Origin of the sequence: Nocardia sp. NPDC051756 (genome assembly GCF_040681495.1) — a bacterium.
GTDB lineage: Bacteria > Actinomycetota > Actinomycetes > Mycobacteriales > Mycobacteriaceae > Nocardia.
On the sequence record NZ_JBFAYV010000009.1, the window covers coordinates 322158 to 336442 of the forward strand.

The 14285-nt window shown below is 66.8% G+C and carries 12 protein-coding genes; 4 read left to right on the forward strand and 8 right to left on the reverse strand.

Annotated features, from left to right (window positions below):
* Nucleotides 1-38: 38 nt before the first annotated feature.
* Both AB0M22_RS36330 and purL read right to left on the reverse strand, forming a co-directional pair.
* Nucleotides 39-1793, reverse strand: a complete 1755-nt coding sequence (locus AB0M22_RS36330; RefSeq protein ID WP_364736596.1) for an alpha/beta hydrolase — start codon at nucleotides 1791-1793, stop codon at nucleotides 39-41.
* Nucleotides 1793-4087: a phosphoribosylformylglycinamidine synthase subunit PurL gene (purL, locus tag AB0M22_RS36335; protein ID WP_364736598.1), complete on the reverse strand. Its 2295-nt coding sequence runs from the start codon at nucleotides 4085-4087 to the stop codon at nucleotides 1793-1795. Before purL ends, AB0M22_RS36330 begins: the two co-directional genes overlap by 1 nt.
* Nucleotides 4088-4361: 274 nt before the next feature.
* Here purL and AB0M22_RS36340 point away from each other — a divergent pair, with 274 nt between their 5' ends.
* Nucleotides 4362-5666 carry a glycosyltransferase 87 family protein gene (locus tag AB0M22_RS36340; protein WP_364736600.1) on the forward strand — a complete coding sequence of 435 codons (1305 nt, stop codon included), beginning with the start codon at nucleotides 4362-4364 and terminating at the stop codon, nucleotides 5664-5666.
* Here AB0M22_RS36340 and AB0M22_RS36345 read toward each other — a convergent pair.
* Nucleotides 5618-6913 carry a M18 family aminopeptidase gene (locus tag AB0M22_RS36345; protein ID WP_364736602.1) on the reverse strand — a complete coding sequence of 432 codons (1296 nt, stop codon included), beginning with the start codon at nucleotides 6911-6913 and terminating at the stop codon, nucleotides 5618-5620. The two genes, AB0M22_RS36340 and AB0M22_RS36345, sit on opposite strands and share 49 nt — an antisense overlap.
* A 178-nt stretch (nucleotides 6914-7091) precedes the next feature.
* Nucleotides 7092-7481, reverse strand: a complete 390-nt coding sequence (locus AB0M22_RS36350; protein WP_364736604.1) for a hemophore-related protein — start codon at nucleotides 7479-7481, stop codon at nucleotides 7092-7094.
* A 430-nt stretch (nucleotides 7482-7911) separates the two neighbouring features.
* Between AB0M22_RS36350 and AB0M22_RS36355 the strand changes: the two genes are divergently transcribed.
* Nucleotides 7912-8907: an alpha/beta hydrolase family protein gene (locus tag AB0M22_RS36355; RefSeq protein WP_364736606.1), complete on the forward strand. Its 996-nt coding sequence runs from the start codon at nucleotides 7912-7914 to the stop codon at nucleotides 8905-8907.
* 788 nt (nucleotides 8908-9695) lie between these two features.
* Here the strand turns inward: AB0M22_RS36355 and AB0M22_RS36360 are convergent.
* Together AB0M22_RS36360 and AB0M22_RS36365 are read right to left on the reverse strand one after the other, a co-directional pair.
* Nucleotides 9696-9836 (reverse strand): hypothetical protein, encoded by a 141-nt coding sequence (locus AB0M22_RS36360; protein ID WP_364736608.1) that lies wholly within the window; start codon nucleotides 9834-9836, stop codon nucleotides 9696-9698.
* A 964-nt stretch (nucleotides 9837-10800) separates the two neighbouring features.
* Complete coding sequence (locus AB0M22_RS36365) at nucleotides 10801-11232, reverse strand: MarR family transcriptional regulator (RefSeq protein WP_150403852.1); 432 nt, start codon at nucleotides 11230-11232, stop codon at nucleotides 10801-10803.
* Nucleotides 11233-11283: 51 nt separating this feature from the next.
* Between AB0M22_RS36365 and AB0M22_RS36370 the strand changes: the two genes are divergently transcribed.
* The gene (locus tag AB0M22_RS36370; protein ID WP_364736611.1) at nucleotides 11284-12360 is read left to right on the forward strand and encodes a substrate-binding domain-containing protein; all 1077 of its coding nucleotides are present in this window, start codon (nucleotides 11284-11286) and stop codon (nucleotides 12358-12360) included.
* A 174-nt stretch (nucleotides 12361-12534) separates the two neighbouring features.
* On the opposite strand, the gene purQ is transcribed toward AB0M22_RS36370, so the two are convergent.
* Together purQ and purS are read right to left on the reverse strand one after the other, a co-directional pair.
* Nucleotides 12535-13212 (reverse strand): phosphoribosylformylglycinamidine synthase subunit PurQ, encoded by a 678-nt coding sequence (gene purQ / locus AB0M22_RS36375; RefSeq protein WP_364736613.1) that lies wholly within the window; start codon nucleotides 13210-13212, stop codon nucleotides 12535-12537.
* On the reverse strand, nucleotides 13209-13445 hold the full coding sequence (gene purS / locus AB0M22_RS36380; protein ID WP_150403849.1) for a phosphoribosylformylglycinamidine synthase subunit PurS: 237 nt from the start codon (nucleotides 13443-13445) through the stop codon (nucleotides 13209-13211). Before purS ends, purQ begins: the two co-directional genes overlap by 4 nt.
* Before the next feature lie 95 nt (nucleotides 13446-13540).
* Between purS and AB0M22_RS36385 the strand changes: the two genes are divergently transcribed.
* Nucleotides 13541-14185 carry an MBL fold metallo-hydrolase gene (locus tag AB0M22_RS36385; RefSeq protein WP_364736616.1) on the forward strand — a complete coding sequence of 215 codons (645 nt, stop codon included), beginning with the start codon at nucleotides 13541-13543 and terminating at the stop codon, nucleotides 14183-14185.
* The last annotated feature ends 100 nt before the right edge of the window (nucleotides 14186-14285 follow it).

Genomic DNA, 14285 nt, shown 5'->3' on the forward strand with positions numbered 1-14285 from the left:
GAGGGGTCCAGGTCCGCCCAGGACCGCGTCCTACCAACTCATTTGAGCGAGCGTTCCCGAACCGCGGACTGCTCCAAGTAGTTTCGGATCCGGTCGGACAGGTCCGCGGACCAGTCCGGCGGTTCGGCCAGCGCGGCCCAGGCGTCGAGCACCAGCGTGCCGTAGCGATGGCCGTGCCCGTCGGTGACGCCCTGCGCGTTCGGCAGGTCCGCGGCGACCTGCCAGAACGTGACGATCGGATACCACGCCATGGTCGGCGACACGTCCGAGCCGCGCGGCTCGCGCAGCCAATCCGGCTCGTTGAACAGCAGATCCGGCGACCACCAGACCACCGGATCGGACGCGTGTTGCAGATAGGCGATGCGCGGCGTGAGCCAGGTGCTCGACGGCTGCCACAGGTCGCCGCGGCCGTCGGCGAAGCGCACCACCAAGCCGTCCGCGTAAGTCGGCAATACCTCGGGTGAGCCGGGATCGCGGCGGGCGACGAACTCGCCCCACAGCCGGTTCGAGTTGGGCGGCCCGACCCACAGCACCCCGTCGGCCTTGGTGCGCAGGTCCGCCAGGCCGTTGAACGCGCCCTCCGAGCCCTGCGAGCCGAGGCTCTCCCCGTAGACCAGCAGCTTCGGCCTGGACTGGGCCGGGCGCGCCGACCAGTGCTCATAGACCTTGTCGAACACCAGCTTTCCCATGCGCGTCGCCTTGGCCTTGTCCGAGAGGAACGACAGCACGCTGGGCAGATACGAGTACTGGGTGGCGACGATCGCGGTGTCGCCGCCGTACATCATCTCGACGGATTCGGCGCTGGTCGAGTCGACCCAGCCGGTGCCGGTCGTGGTAACCACCACCAACGCCTTCCGGTCGAACGCGCCGGTGCGCTCGAGTTCGGCGACGGCCAGTTCGGCCTGCGCCTCCGGGCCGTTCGCCGATTCCAGTCCGGTGTAGACCCGGATCGGTTCGCGCGCGGGTTTGCCGGTGACCCTGGCGATGTCGTCCGCGGTCGGCACGTAGGAGACGAACCAGCGGCCCTCCGAGCCGAGCGTCTCCCACTTGGCCGGCGAGTTCGGGCTGCCGGAGCGTTCCGGCAGCTGCGGTTGGACCGCATTGGGCGAGGTGTGGCTGTTGCGCACGCTGAACGCCGAATTCGCCACCGCGAAAAAGCCTTTGGCGAGCACGCCGTTGAACACCGTGACCGCGAGGATGGTGACGATCAGAAACCCGATGGGCAGCGCGAACTTTCGCGGGATGTGCACCCACTCGGTCAGCTCGCCGGCCACCCAGCGCACCAGCCACCGCACGGCGCGGAACACCCCGATCACCAGCGCGATCACCGCGGCGCTCAGCGCACCGGTGCGCAGGAAGCCGGTGGTCGTGGTGTCGTCCATGCCCATCAGCTCGGTGATCTCGCGCTGCCAGCGCGCCGACTGGATCAGCATCACGATCGCGACCACCACGCAGGCGACCACCACGACCGCTTTGAACACACCGGGCACCCAGGTGGGCAGATCGGCGAAAACCTTTGTCACGGAGGCGGGTACGCGCGGCCGGACCCAGCTGCGGAAGGCCCACTCCAGCAGGCAGCCCACGCCGTATCCGATGGCCGCGTTGACCCCGCCGATGAGCCCCTCGAACAGCCAATCCCGGGGCAGCAGCGACGGCGTCAGCGACAACGAGAAGAACAGCGTGGCAACGACCAGCCCGACATAGTTCGGGCGGAAGAAACGCTCGACGGTGCCGACGATTTCGCCGGCACCACCGGCCAGACGCAGTGAGACCGCTTCAGCCTCAGGCGTCATCAGACTGCGCTTGCCCCGAACAACTTCGGCAGCGTGCCCTCGTGCGCGGCCCGCAGCTCGTCCATGGGGACGGAGAACTGTCCTTGCACCTCGATCGAGTCCGTGCCCTGGTCCACCACGCCGATGCGCGTCCACGGCAGGCCGCGGGCGGTGCACATCTTGGTGAACCGGGTCTCCTCCGACCGCGGCACCGCGACCAGCACGCGCCCCGCCGACTCGGAGAACAGCGTGACGAACGGATCGGCATCCTCGGGCAGCAGGACCCGGCAGCCGGTTTCGCCGGCCAGCGCGGCCTCGACGACGGTCTGGATCAGTCCGCCCTCCGAAAGGTCGTGCGCGGCACTGATCATGCCGTCGCGCGAACCCGCGGTGAGCACCTCGGCCAGCAACTGCTCGCGGGCGAAGTCGACCACCGGCGGCACGCCGCCGAGGTGATCGTGCACGACCTGCGACCAGATGGATCCGCCGAATTCGTCGCGGGTGTCGCCGAGCAGGATCAGCGTCTCGCCCGGCTCCAGGCCGAGCCCGGTCGGGATGCGCCGGTGCACGTCGTCGATCACGCCGAGCACGCCGACCACCGGGGTCGGCAGGATGGCGGTCTGTCCGGTCTGGTTGTAGAAGCTGACGTTGCCGCCGGTGACCGGAATGCCCAGCGCCACGCAGCCGTCCGCGAGACCGCGCACGGCCTGCTGGAACTGCCACATCACGCCCGGATCCTCCGGCGAACCGAAGTTCAGGCAGTTGGTGACCGCCTTCGGGGTGGCGCCGGTGGTGGCGACATTGCGGAAGGCCTCGGCCAGCGCGAGCTGCGCGCCGGTGTACGGGTCCAGCTTGGTGTAGCGGCCGGACGCGTCGGTGGCCAGCGCGATGCCGAGCCCGGTCTCCTCGTCGATCCGGATGACGCCCGCGTCCGCGTGCTCGGCGAGCACGGTGTTGCCGCGCACGTAGCGGTCGTACTGCTCGGTGATCCACTTGCGGCTGCACAGCTGCGGGCTGGCCAGCATCCGCAACAGCGTCGCGCGCAGTTCGTCGCCGGTCTTCGGGCGGGTCAGCTTGTCGGTGCTGTCCGCGATCAGCGCGTCCTGCTCGTCCGGACGCTGCACCGGGCGCTCGTACACCGGGCCCTCGTGCGCGACGGTGCGCGGCGGCACGTCGACCACGGTCTCGCCGTGCCAGGTGATGACCAGGCGGTCACCGTCGGTGACCTCGCCGATCACCGTGGCCAGGGTGTCCCACTTGCGGCACACCGCCATGAACGCGTCCACGTTCTCCGGGGTGACCACCGCGCACATGCGCTCCTGCGATTCGCTGGAGAGCACCTCGGCCGGGTTCATCCCGGTGGCGCGCATCGGCACCTTTTCCAGGTCGATGTGCATGCCGCCGTCGCCGGCCGCCGCGAGTTCGGAAGTGGCACAGGACAACCCGGCGCCGCCGAGGTCCTGGATGCCGACCACCAGCTTGGCCGCGTACAGCTCGAGACAGCACTCGATGAGCACCTTCTCGGTGAACGGGTCGCCGACCTGCACACTGGGCAGCTTCTTGCGGCCGGTGCCGGACTCGTCACCGGAGAAGGTGTCCGAGGCCAGCACGGAGACGCCGCCGATGCCGTCCAGGCCGGTCCGCGCGCCGAACAGAATGATCTTGTTGCCGGTGCCGGAGGCGAAGGCCAGGTGCAGGTCCTCGACCCGCATCACGCCCGCGCACAGCGCGTTCACCAGCGGATTGCCTTGGTAGGACGGGTCGAACACGGTCTCGCCGCCGATGTTCGGCAGGCCGAGCGAGTTGCCGTAACCGCCCACGCCGCGCACCACGCCGTCGACCACGCGCCGGGTGTCGGCCGCGTCCGCCGCGCCGAAGCGCAGCTGATCCATCACCGCGATCGGCCGGGCACCCATCGCCATGATGTCGCGCACGATGCCGCCGACACCGGTGGCCGCGCCCTGATACGGCTCGACATAGGACGGGTGGTTGTGGCTTTCCACCTTGAAGGTGACCGCCCAGCCGTCGCCGATGTCGACGACGCCCGCGTTCTCGCCGATGCCGGCGAGCATCGAGGAGCGCATCTCCTCGGTGGTGGTCTGGCCGAAGTAACGCAGGTGCACCTTCGACGACTTGTAGGAGCAGTGCTCGCTCCACATCACCGAGTACATCGCCAGTTCGGCGTCGGTCGGCCTGCGGCCGAGAATTTCCTTGATGCGGGCGTACTCGTCGTCCTTCAGACCCAGCTCTTTATAGGGTTGCGGCACGTCGGGAGTTGCTGCGGCTGCGCTGACGGTGTCGACCTGCGAAGTCACGGGATACAGCGTCCTTTCGACATGATCGGGCGCGCTACGTGGTTACGCTGCGCTGCCTCCTCCGCGCTTGACCCGATCACGTCAGAGGTCCTTTCGGGCCGGGAGCGCGAAGCTGGGGATTCGCCTGGAAGTTTAGCTGTGACCTTTGGTGGGCACCGTGGCGCATCGGCATCCCGCCCGGTTCGCCGGATTCCTGTGCGCCAGGTCACAGGCCGCACCGCGGGACGCGCGCGCCGACGCCGGTCACACCACCGGTCACAGATACTCTGGGCCCGTGAACGAACGATCGGGGGTTGCGGATTCCGCTGAGCCGGTTGCCTCGAAGAACCTGACCGGCGGTGTGTCCGCCGAAGCGACCGCGTCCGGACGCGTTCCGCTCTCGCGCGCGCAGTTGCGCTGGCTGCTGGCCGCGATCGGCCTGTTCGCCGCGTCGGCGGTGCTCTCGCTCCTGGTCCACTGGTGGTCCGGCTACATCGATCTACAGGTGTACCGCAACGGCGCCCGGGTCTGGCTGGACGACGGCGAGCTGTACGGTCCGATGCCGCCGGTCGCGGGCATCGGACTGCCGTTCACCTATCCCCCACTGGCCGCGCTGTTCTTCGCGCCGCTCGCGCTGATCCCGCTGCCGGTGGCCGAGGTGCTGGTCCTGGTGACCTCGCTGGCCAGCCTCGGCGCGACGCTGTGGGTGGTGCTCGCGCGGATCCGGCCCGAGCTGCCCCGGGTCACCGCCGTGACCATCGTGATCGGTGCGGTCGCGCTGTTGCAGACGTTCGAACCGCTGCGCCAGACCTTCGGTTTCGGCCAGATCAACCTGGTGCTGATGGCCGCCATCACGCTGGATTGCCTGGTGCGCAAGCCGTTCTGGCCGCGCGGCATGCTGATCGGCATCGCCGTGTCGGTGAAGCTGATCCCCGGCGGGTACCTGCTGTACTTCCTGCTGCGCAAGGACTGGAAGGCGGCGGGCACGCTGGTCGTCTCCGCGATCGGCGCGGTGGGTCTGGGTTTCCTGCTGTTCCCGAGTGATTCGGCCGAATACTGGTTCCACACCCTGGCCGACACCGGCCGGATCGGCCCGCCGTACTTCGCCGGCAACCAGTCGATCAAGGGCCTGACCTTCCGGCTCGGCGTCGCCGACTCGGTGGCCACCGTGCTGTGGATCGCGCTGTCGCTGGTGGCGATCGGGCTGGCCGCGATCTGGATGCGCAGGCTGATCGAGGCGGGCGCGAACGTGGCCGCGCTGATGGTGAATGCCGCGGCGGTGCTGCTGGTTTCGCCGGTGTCCTGGTCGCACCACTGGGTGTGGATCGCGCCCGCGCTGGTGGTGACCGCGGACGCGATCGTGCGCGGCCGGCGCAGCCCACTGTTCCTCGGCTCGGTCGGCCTGCTGACCGTCATGTTCATCGTCGGGCCGCAATGGCTGCTGCCGCACTCCGAGGACAAGGAACTCGGCTGGGCCTGGTGGCAGCAGCTCATCGGCAGCAGCTATGTGATCGCCACGCTCGCGGTGTTCGTCATCGCGGTGGCGACCTATCACCCGGTGACGGCGGGCGTGAGGAAAGCGGCCAGCGCCGCGGCATAGGCGGCAACGTCTGCGGCGCCCATCATCTCGCGCGCCGAATGCATGGCCAGCTGGGCCGCGCCCACGTCGACCGTGGTCATGCCGGTGCCGGCGGCCGTCATCGGCCCGATGGTCGACCCGCACGGCAGATCGGCGCGATGCACGTAGCGCTGCAACGGAACTCCCGCCTGCGCGCAGGCCAGCGCGAACGCGCCCGCACCGACCGCGTCGGTGGCGTAACGCAGGTTCTGGTTCACCTTGAGCACCGGACCGCCGTTCACCTGGATCCGGTGCGCGGGCTCGTGCCGCTCGGCGTAGTTGGGGTGCGTCGCGTGCGCCATGTCGCCGGACGCGCAGACCGAACCGGCAAGCGCCGCAAAATATTCGGAGCGGTCGCCGCCGCGGGCGAGCACGATCCGCTCCAGCACGGTCGGCAGCAGATCGGACTGGGCGCCGCGATCGGACTGGCTGCCGACCTCTTCGTGGTCGAACGTGGCGAACACCGGAATGGCCGCGCCCGGTTCCGCGCTCGCGGCGAGGAAGGCGTGCAGGCCCGCGTAGCAGGTGCCCTGGTTGTCCAGCCGGGGCGCGCTGACCAGGTCCTGGTCGCGGCCGATGATCCGGCTCGGCGCCAGGTCGTGCGTCATCAGTTCCCAGCCGAGCAGGGTGGCCGGGTCGACCTCCGCGTGCTCGGCGACGAAGGCGAGGAACGAGCGCGGCTCGCGGCCCACGCCCCACACCGCGTTGACGTGCCGCTGCGGATCCAGCGTGACGCCCTTGCGGTCGTCGGACAGGTGAATGGCCAGCTGCGGCACCCGCAGGATCGGCTCGTCGATGCGAACCAGCTGCTCCCGCACCGTGTTTCCGTCCCGCACGCTGAGCCGCCCGGAGAGGCCGAGCTCGCGATCGAGCCAGGAATTGAGCCACGCGCCGCCGTAGGGCTCCAGGCCGACCAGTTGCCAGCCGGCCGAGGTCAGATCCGGATGCTGCTTGACCCGCAGGTTCGGGCTGTCGGTGTGCGCGCCGACCACCCGGAACGGGGTCACCCCCGCGGCGTCCGCCGTCGCCCACGCGATCAGCGAGGCGCCGCGCACCACGTAGTGCTTGCTCGGGCCGTCCGCAGGCCACGGCGCCGACTCGTCGAGCCGGGTGAAGCCGTTGGCATCCAGTTCGGCGGCCAGCGTGCGGCAGACGTGGAAGGGCGAGGGCGACTCATCGATGAACGCGCACAACCCGGTGGCCGTGGCAGCAGTGGTGGAAACGGGCATGCTGCGATCCTAGGGTCCGGTGATCTTGTGCACGGAAGGTGCTGATCAGGGCAGGGCCGGTGGCGTTCCCGCCAGGCGCGAACGCCGACCTGCCCACCTACTACCTGCTAAGTCATCCGCTAAGTCATCCGGTTGCTAAGTCATCCGGCTGCTGCTCGGTACTACTGGTGGAGCCGTACTACTTGGCGTACGTGTCGCAGGTCGCGCCGACCCGGCCCATCTTGGCGCCGAGGTCCGGGCTCTCGCCCAGCGCCTGGTCCAGACCGTTGGTCATCTTCTGGCCGACCAGCTGCTGCAGCGTGTTCGCGCGCATCTCCGGCGCGACCTCGTAGGCCATCTTCAGCATGCCCTTCTGCATCGGCGAGGCATCCAGGCGCGCGGCCATGTCCGGCAGTTCCGCGTGGATCGCACCGTCGATTTGCGTGAAGGAGCACTGCGAGGTGAGCAGCGGCGCGAGATCGCCGATCATATCCGCGGACGCAATTCCCGTTCCGAACAACGAAGCACCTGCGGCCATCCCGCTGATGGCGAGGGAGGCGAAGGCGTAACGCGGGTTGAGCATCTTCATGAATTCACCCTTCGGAGAGCTCGATCGGATGTTCGGGGCTGAATACCCCGGCGGTGATGGTACCCAAGCAATTACCCGGACCTCCGGCCACGTCCGGTAAGCGCACGTTCATACCGGATTCGCCGAGGTCCATTTGCCTGCCGGACATGGGCGAATCGCTCGAATTGTTTCCGTACGGACGGGTCCGGGTTCGTTGGCGCGTCGAACATCGTTGTGCCGCATGGCGGCAACCGATACCGGCGCATGCCAACTGACCAGTTCGTAAGCAATTCTACGTAATTCGGACATTACATCGTGTCGCCGCACGAACCGTACTTGCGACGTGCTAAAAGCTTGTCCTATGAATTGGAGCGTAAACGCAGAAGCGCACAACTCCCGCAGATCACGTTCCGTAGCCACCATCGCGGCGTCCGGACTGATCGCCTGCGCTATGACCACACTGGGTGTATCGACGGCCGCGGCCGATCCGAGCGCCGATGCGAAACTCGTGAACACCACGGTCAGTTCTCCGGACGGTTCCCGGATAACCGGCACAGAGTCCATGGACGATCGCAATATCCGACTTCAGGTTTACTCCGCGGCAATGGACAAGACATTTCCGGTCGAGGTCCAACTGCCCGCCGATACTTCGGTGCCGCGCCCCGCGCTGTATCTGCTGAGCGGCGCGGGCGGCGGGATCGACATCGCCTCCTGGCAGGCGCAAAGCGACGCCCGCGAGTTCATGGCGGACAAAAACGTGAACCTGGTGTTGCCGATCGGCGGCATGTTCAGTTATTACACCGACTGGATCAAGGATGACCCGGTACTCGGGCGCAACAAGTGGAAGACCTACCTGACCGAGGAACTGCCCCCGCTGATCGACGCGGCCCTCGGCACCAATGGCGTGAATTCCATCGCAGGCATCTCCACCTCGGCCACCACCGTGCTCGCCCTGCCGATCGCCAAGCCGGGTCTCTACAAAGCCGCCGCCGCCTACAGCGGTTGCGCCCAGACCAGCGATCCGCTCGGTTCCCGGTTCGTGAAATTCGTGGTCGACGGATACGGCAATGCGAACCACGAGAACATGTGGGGGCCGACCGGATCACCGGAATGGCTCGCCAATGATCCCTATATCAACGCCGAGGGTCTGCGCGGCACGGATCTCTACATCTCCTCGGGCAATGGCCTGCCGGGTCGTTACGACACCCTGGACGGCCCGCATACCCAGCCGGGCGTGAGCGGGCTGGCGAATCAGATCATCATCGGCGGCATGATCGAGGCGGCCACCAACAACTGCGCGCAGAACCTGCGGACGCGGCTGAACGAACTCGGCATCCCGGCGACCTACGCGCTGCGCGATTCCGGCACGCACTCGTGGGGCTACTGGCAGGACGAGCTGAAGGCGTCCTGGCCGGTGCTCGCGCGCGGCATGGGCTTGCCTGCCTAAACCGCTACCCACCAGCTGCTGAACGGTCCTGGAGGACCGGGTAAGGCCCGCACCGCGGCCGCCCGGTCCTCCTTTGCGTTGCGGGGTGCGAGTTGCTGTGCGGGGCAGGCAGGTACGCGGACGGCGGGGATGCGCGGCAGGGGGTGGACGGAGTTGTCCGACAGGGCGGCAAGCTTTTTCGAAATGGGCGAGAGGCGCGCTAGCCAGATTCGCGACCGTTCCTCAGGGGGCATACACACAAAAACGAGATCGTGCCGGACGCCTGCAGTGCGTCCGGCACGATCTCGATCTGTCCAGCTAGGCAGGGGCCCAGCCGGGCGGGTGCAAACTAGACGACCGCGATGATGATCGCCAGAATCACACCGAGGGCCGCGACAGCAGCACCGAGAAAACTACCAACACCGGGGAGCAGCATTCTTCCTCCTGTTTATGGATTGATCCACTGCAACGAGCAGTGGCGATCATTGCCAATGTGTGGCTTGTGAATGGCCGGCTCGGAGACTGCCAGTTGGACGCTCGATTCTGCGGAGCATCCGACACGATCTCGATCGCAGCAGGCCGGAGAGGGTTTCTAGCTAGACGACGGCGATGATGATTGCGAGAATCACGCCGAGGGCCGCAACGGCAGCACCCAGAAAACTACCAACACCGGGCAGAAGCACAGTTCCTCCTGTTTGTCGGTCGAGCTTGGTGATCAGACTGTCTAACTGCCTCGACCTCGGTAACTCGGCCGAGGTTTCGCCTCACCGTGGAGGCATGCAGAACTCAGTTGGCCGAAGCCGACCGATTTAGACGACGGCGATGATGATCGCCAGAATCACGCCGAGGGCCGCAACAGCAGCACCGAGGAAACTACCAACACCGGGGAGCAGCATTTTTTCTCCTGTTTGTCGGTGGATCAATTGATCGTGCAGTAGCGAGGACGCCAACTGCCGAGTGGAGACTGTAGAACATTCGCGGCCGATAAGAAAATCGGCCGAGGCCGCCTCACTGCGGAGGCGGCTTCGTGATCTCGATCGATCAGCTCGGGGAGCTAGATGACCGCGATGATGATGCCGAGAATCACGGTCAGAGCGGCAACAGCGGCACCGGCCATACTTCCAACAACGGGGAGCAGCATTGTTCCTCCTGATAGTAGGTCGAACCATTTGATCGACCAGTGACGGCTTGCCACTGTCGATTTCAGACTGTCGACTTCCTCGACATATCAGAAAGTAGCCGACGTTGCCTCACATCGGAGGCTTTTGACGAACTCGGTCAGCTGGAAACTTAGATGACCGCGATGATGATGCCGAGAATCACGGTCAGCGCGGCAACAGCGGCACCGGCCATACTTCCAACCACGGGCAGCAGCATTGTTCCTCCTGATAGTAGGTCGATCCATGGATGACTTAGCGTTGGTGATCATGCCAACTGTCAAGGAACAAAGGGCAATCCGACCCGGCGTGTCGGGAAATTCACCGGGACACCCCCGTTGTGGGCGGCGAATTTAATTGGACGCCAATCCTCGATAATCGAATTGGACGATCGACCGACCAGCCGAATGCTCAACCGGCGCAAGCAAATCCATCGAACGCGGCCCCACCGGACAACCCCCATACCATCCATCCCGCGCATTACGCAAAAGCGCAGGAGTGAACGGATTTGTCCGGCGGCCGACAATGAGCGCCAGAACGCACTACGGGACGCCGGAACAGCCGGCCGGATCGGCGGCGCGGACCGCGCCGCGCGGGCAACTTCGGCGATCATCGCGCACAATCAGAAAGGTTTACGCTTCTGATACGTCGCGCAGTTCATGATCAATCAATTCCGCGCAGAATTAAAGAACGAACAGTCCGATCCGTCGATCACCGACAGATCGGACTTTCGGGACATTCGTCCGGTGAATCCGTACTACTCCGGGTTCGTGGAAACAAGTTCCAGTAAACGCATCAGTTCCGCGTACCGGCGCGCGCCGATCCGGGACCGCAGTTCCTGCTCCGCCCGCGCCTCCTCGGCGCGCACCGAAGCAACCAGTTCGGCGCCGAGCCGGCTCAGCCCGATCAGAATCCGCCTGCGGTCGTCCTGCGCCGCCAATCGGAAGATCAAACCGCGCTCGGCCAGGTAGTCCGCGTGCCTGGTGGCCGAGGACGGGGCTAGCTGCGACCTGGCCGCCAGCTCGCTCATGGTGATGCCGGTCTCACTGGAGAGATTCGACAACATCGACCACTGGTCGGGTGTTAGCTGCCTGGCACACAGTGCGGCGTCCAAGTGACGCAGCCAACCGCGTTCCGCGGCACGCAGCGCACCATGCAGCGTCGAATATCCGCTTACAATGGTCGTCATTGTTATTCCTGCCTGCCATGAATTTCGCTCTAACGAGAAGAAGAGTACCGAATGCCGGCGTTCGGCGAGAGCCCAGAGGGCACTATCGAGATCCTGAACATAGTCCCGATGCAGGGACCTGGCGGTATCGTGGCCCCCTCCTGCGACGCGGCGATTTCGCTTGCCGTCGACGAAATCAACCGGGGCACAGGAATTCTCGGTCGCGAAATTCGTACTACGAATATTGATGGCGGCCGCCCGCCGCACGAGGTGGCGAGCGAGGTTTCCGCGCTGCTTGCCACCGGCATGGTGGACGCGATCACCGGTTGGCACACCTCCGCGGTGCGCCGAGTGGTGGCCAAGGCGACGGCCAGCCGGGTGCCCTATTTATTCGCCACCGGACACGAGGGTCTGCCGGACGAACTACCCGGCGTCCTGATGCTCGGCGAGCACCCGGCGGGGCAGACCCTGCCCGCGCTGCACTGGCTGGCCCGCGAGCACGGCATCCGCCGCTGGGCCGTCATCGGCAACGACTACATCTGGCCGCGCGAGTCCGCCAAGGCGATCCGCAACAGCCTGGCCGACGCCGCTGACGTGGTGCTGGAGCGGTTCGTGCCGCTCGGCGCCCCCGATTTCGGCGACTTCCTGTCCCACCCGGCGCTGGACAAGGCCGACGGCGTGGTGATCCTGATGGTCGGCGCGGACGTGTCCCGGTTCAACCGGCAGTTCGCGGCGACCGGACGGGCGGCCAGTCAGCTGCGGATCAGCCCCGCGGCCGACGAGAACGTGTTACTGGCCGGCGGCGCGAGCGCCAATCACAACTTCTATGTCGCGTCGAGTTTCTTCATCGACGAGCACACCTCGGACGGCCGGGACCGGGTCGACCGCTATCGCAAGCTGCACGGCGAATTCGCGCCCGCGCTGACCAGTTTCAGCAATATGACCTACGAGGCGATCCACACGCTGGCCGGACTGGCGCACGCGGTGGGTTCGCTGCGGGTGCCCGATGTGCTGGGCGCGATCGACCACGGCGTGCTGCTGGAGACCCCCGGCGGGCAGCGCGCGTTCCAGGGCAACCAGGCGATTCAGCACGGCTACATCGCACGCGCGAACGGCGTCCGGTTCGACATCGTCGCCAGAATTACCTGAGTCGCAAGGAGCGCTTGCGAGCGCGAATGCGCGAGGCCGCAAGGAGCGCTTGCGAGCGCGAATGCGCGAGGCCGCAAGGAGCGCTTGCGAGCGCGAATGCGCGAGGCCGCACCCTTTCCGACCTCCCGCGCAGGTAATGGCGCGGTGGATCGAAAAGTGTGCGGCCCGTGGTGGTTACGCGGAGACCAAAGTGTCCAGCACCGAGAGGAACAGGCCGAGGCCGTCGTCGCTCGGGCCGGTCAGTGCTTCGGTGGCGTGTTCGGGGTGCGGCATCAGGCCGACGATGCGGCCGTCGGCGGACGCGATGCCCGCGATGCCGCGCTGCGAACCGTTCGGGTTGTCGCCGGCGTAGCGGAAGACCACCCGGCCCTCGCCCTCCAGCTCGTCCAGCACGGCGGTCGAGGCCTGGAAGCGGCCCTCACCGGACTTCAGCGGGACCAGGATCTGCGCACCGGCCTCGTAGCGCGAGGTCCACAGCGTCGACGCCGATTCCACCCGCAGCCATTCGTCCCGGCAGATGAAGTGCAGGCCCTCGTTGCGGGTCAGTGCGCCGGGCAGCAGCCCCGCTTCGCATAGCACCTGGAAACCGTTGCAGATGCCGAGCACCGGCAGGCCGGTCTTGGCGGCGCGCACGACCTCGCCCATCACCGGCGCGAACCGGGCGATGGCGCCCGCGCGCAGGTAGTCGCCGTAGGAGAAGCCGCCCGGCACGATCACCGCGTCGACGTTCTTCAGATCGGCGTCCGCGTGCCACAGGCTGACCGCCTCGGCGCCGGCCAGGCGCACCGCGCGGGCCGCGTCGACATCATCGAGCGTCCCCGGAAAAGTAATGACTCCGATGCGGGCGCTCATGACAGCCGCGTGACTTTCCACTCTTCGATCACGGTGTTGCACAGCAGTGCCTCCGCGATCTGCTCGAGCTCGGCGTCACCGACACTGTCGTCGACATCGAGTTCGAATCGCTTGCCCTGCCGTACATCCGAGATGCCCTCGAATCCCAGGCGCGGGAGCGCACCGACGATGGCCTGTCCCTGGGGGTCCAGGATCTCGGCCTTCGGCATCACCTCGACCACGACTCGTGCCACGCGTTGCTCCTCATGTGGTGGTGGGGGGGTTACCTGAGCAGCGTAGTTGTTTCGGCGGACGTGCCCGACTCCGGGTGGCGCAATAGCATGGCGGAATGCGCATAGCTCACTTCGGCCACTCCTGTCTGCTCGTCGAGCTACACGGCAAGAAGGTGCTCTTCGATCCGGGCACCTTCTCGCACGGCTTCGAGGGGCTCACCGATCTGGACGCCATCGCGATCACCCACCAGCATCCGGACCACATCGATCCGAACCGGATCGAGGCGCTGGTCGACGCGAATCCCGGTGCCCGCCTGCTGTCCGACCCGCAGACCGCGCAGCAGCGCGGGGAGAAGTGGGAGGCGGTGCACGCGGGCAACGTGCTCGCCCTCGGCGAGCTCCAGATCACCGGAGGCGGCGGCAGGCACGCGGTGATCCACCCGGAGATTCCGGTCATCGACAACACAGTTTTCCAGCTGGGCACCGCCGACGACCCGGCGGAGCTGGTGCATCCCGGCGACTCGCTGTGGGTGCCGCCGGTGCCGGTCGGCGTGCTCGCGCTGCCGGCCGCCGCGCCGTGGATGAAGCTCAGCGAGGCGGTGGACTACCTGCGCGCGGTCGCACCGCGCACCGCGCTGCCCATCCACTACGGCATCATCGAGCAGGCGGCGCAGGGCATCTACTTCGGCCGGTTCGCCGAAATGGGTCCGGCTGGTACGGAATTCACCGTGGTGGAGCCGGAAGACCAGCGCGAGTTCTAGGTCTCCCGGCTCGGTCCGCTAGCCGGCTTGGTCGGCGTAGTTCAGCAGGAACAGCGCTTCGGCCAGGGCCATGTGCTCGATCTCGGACGGATCCACGCTC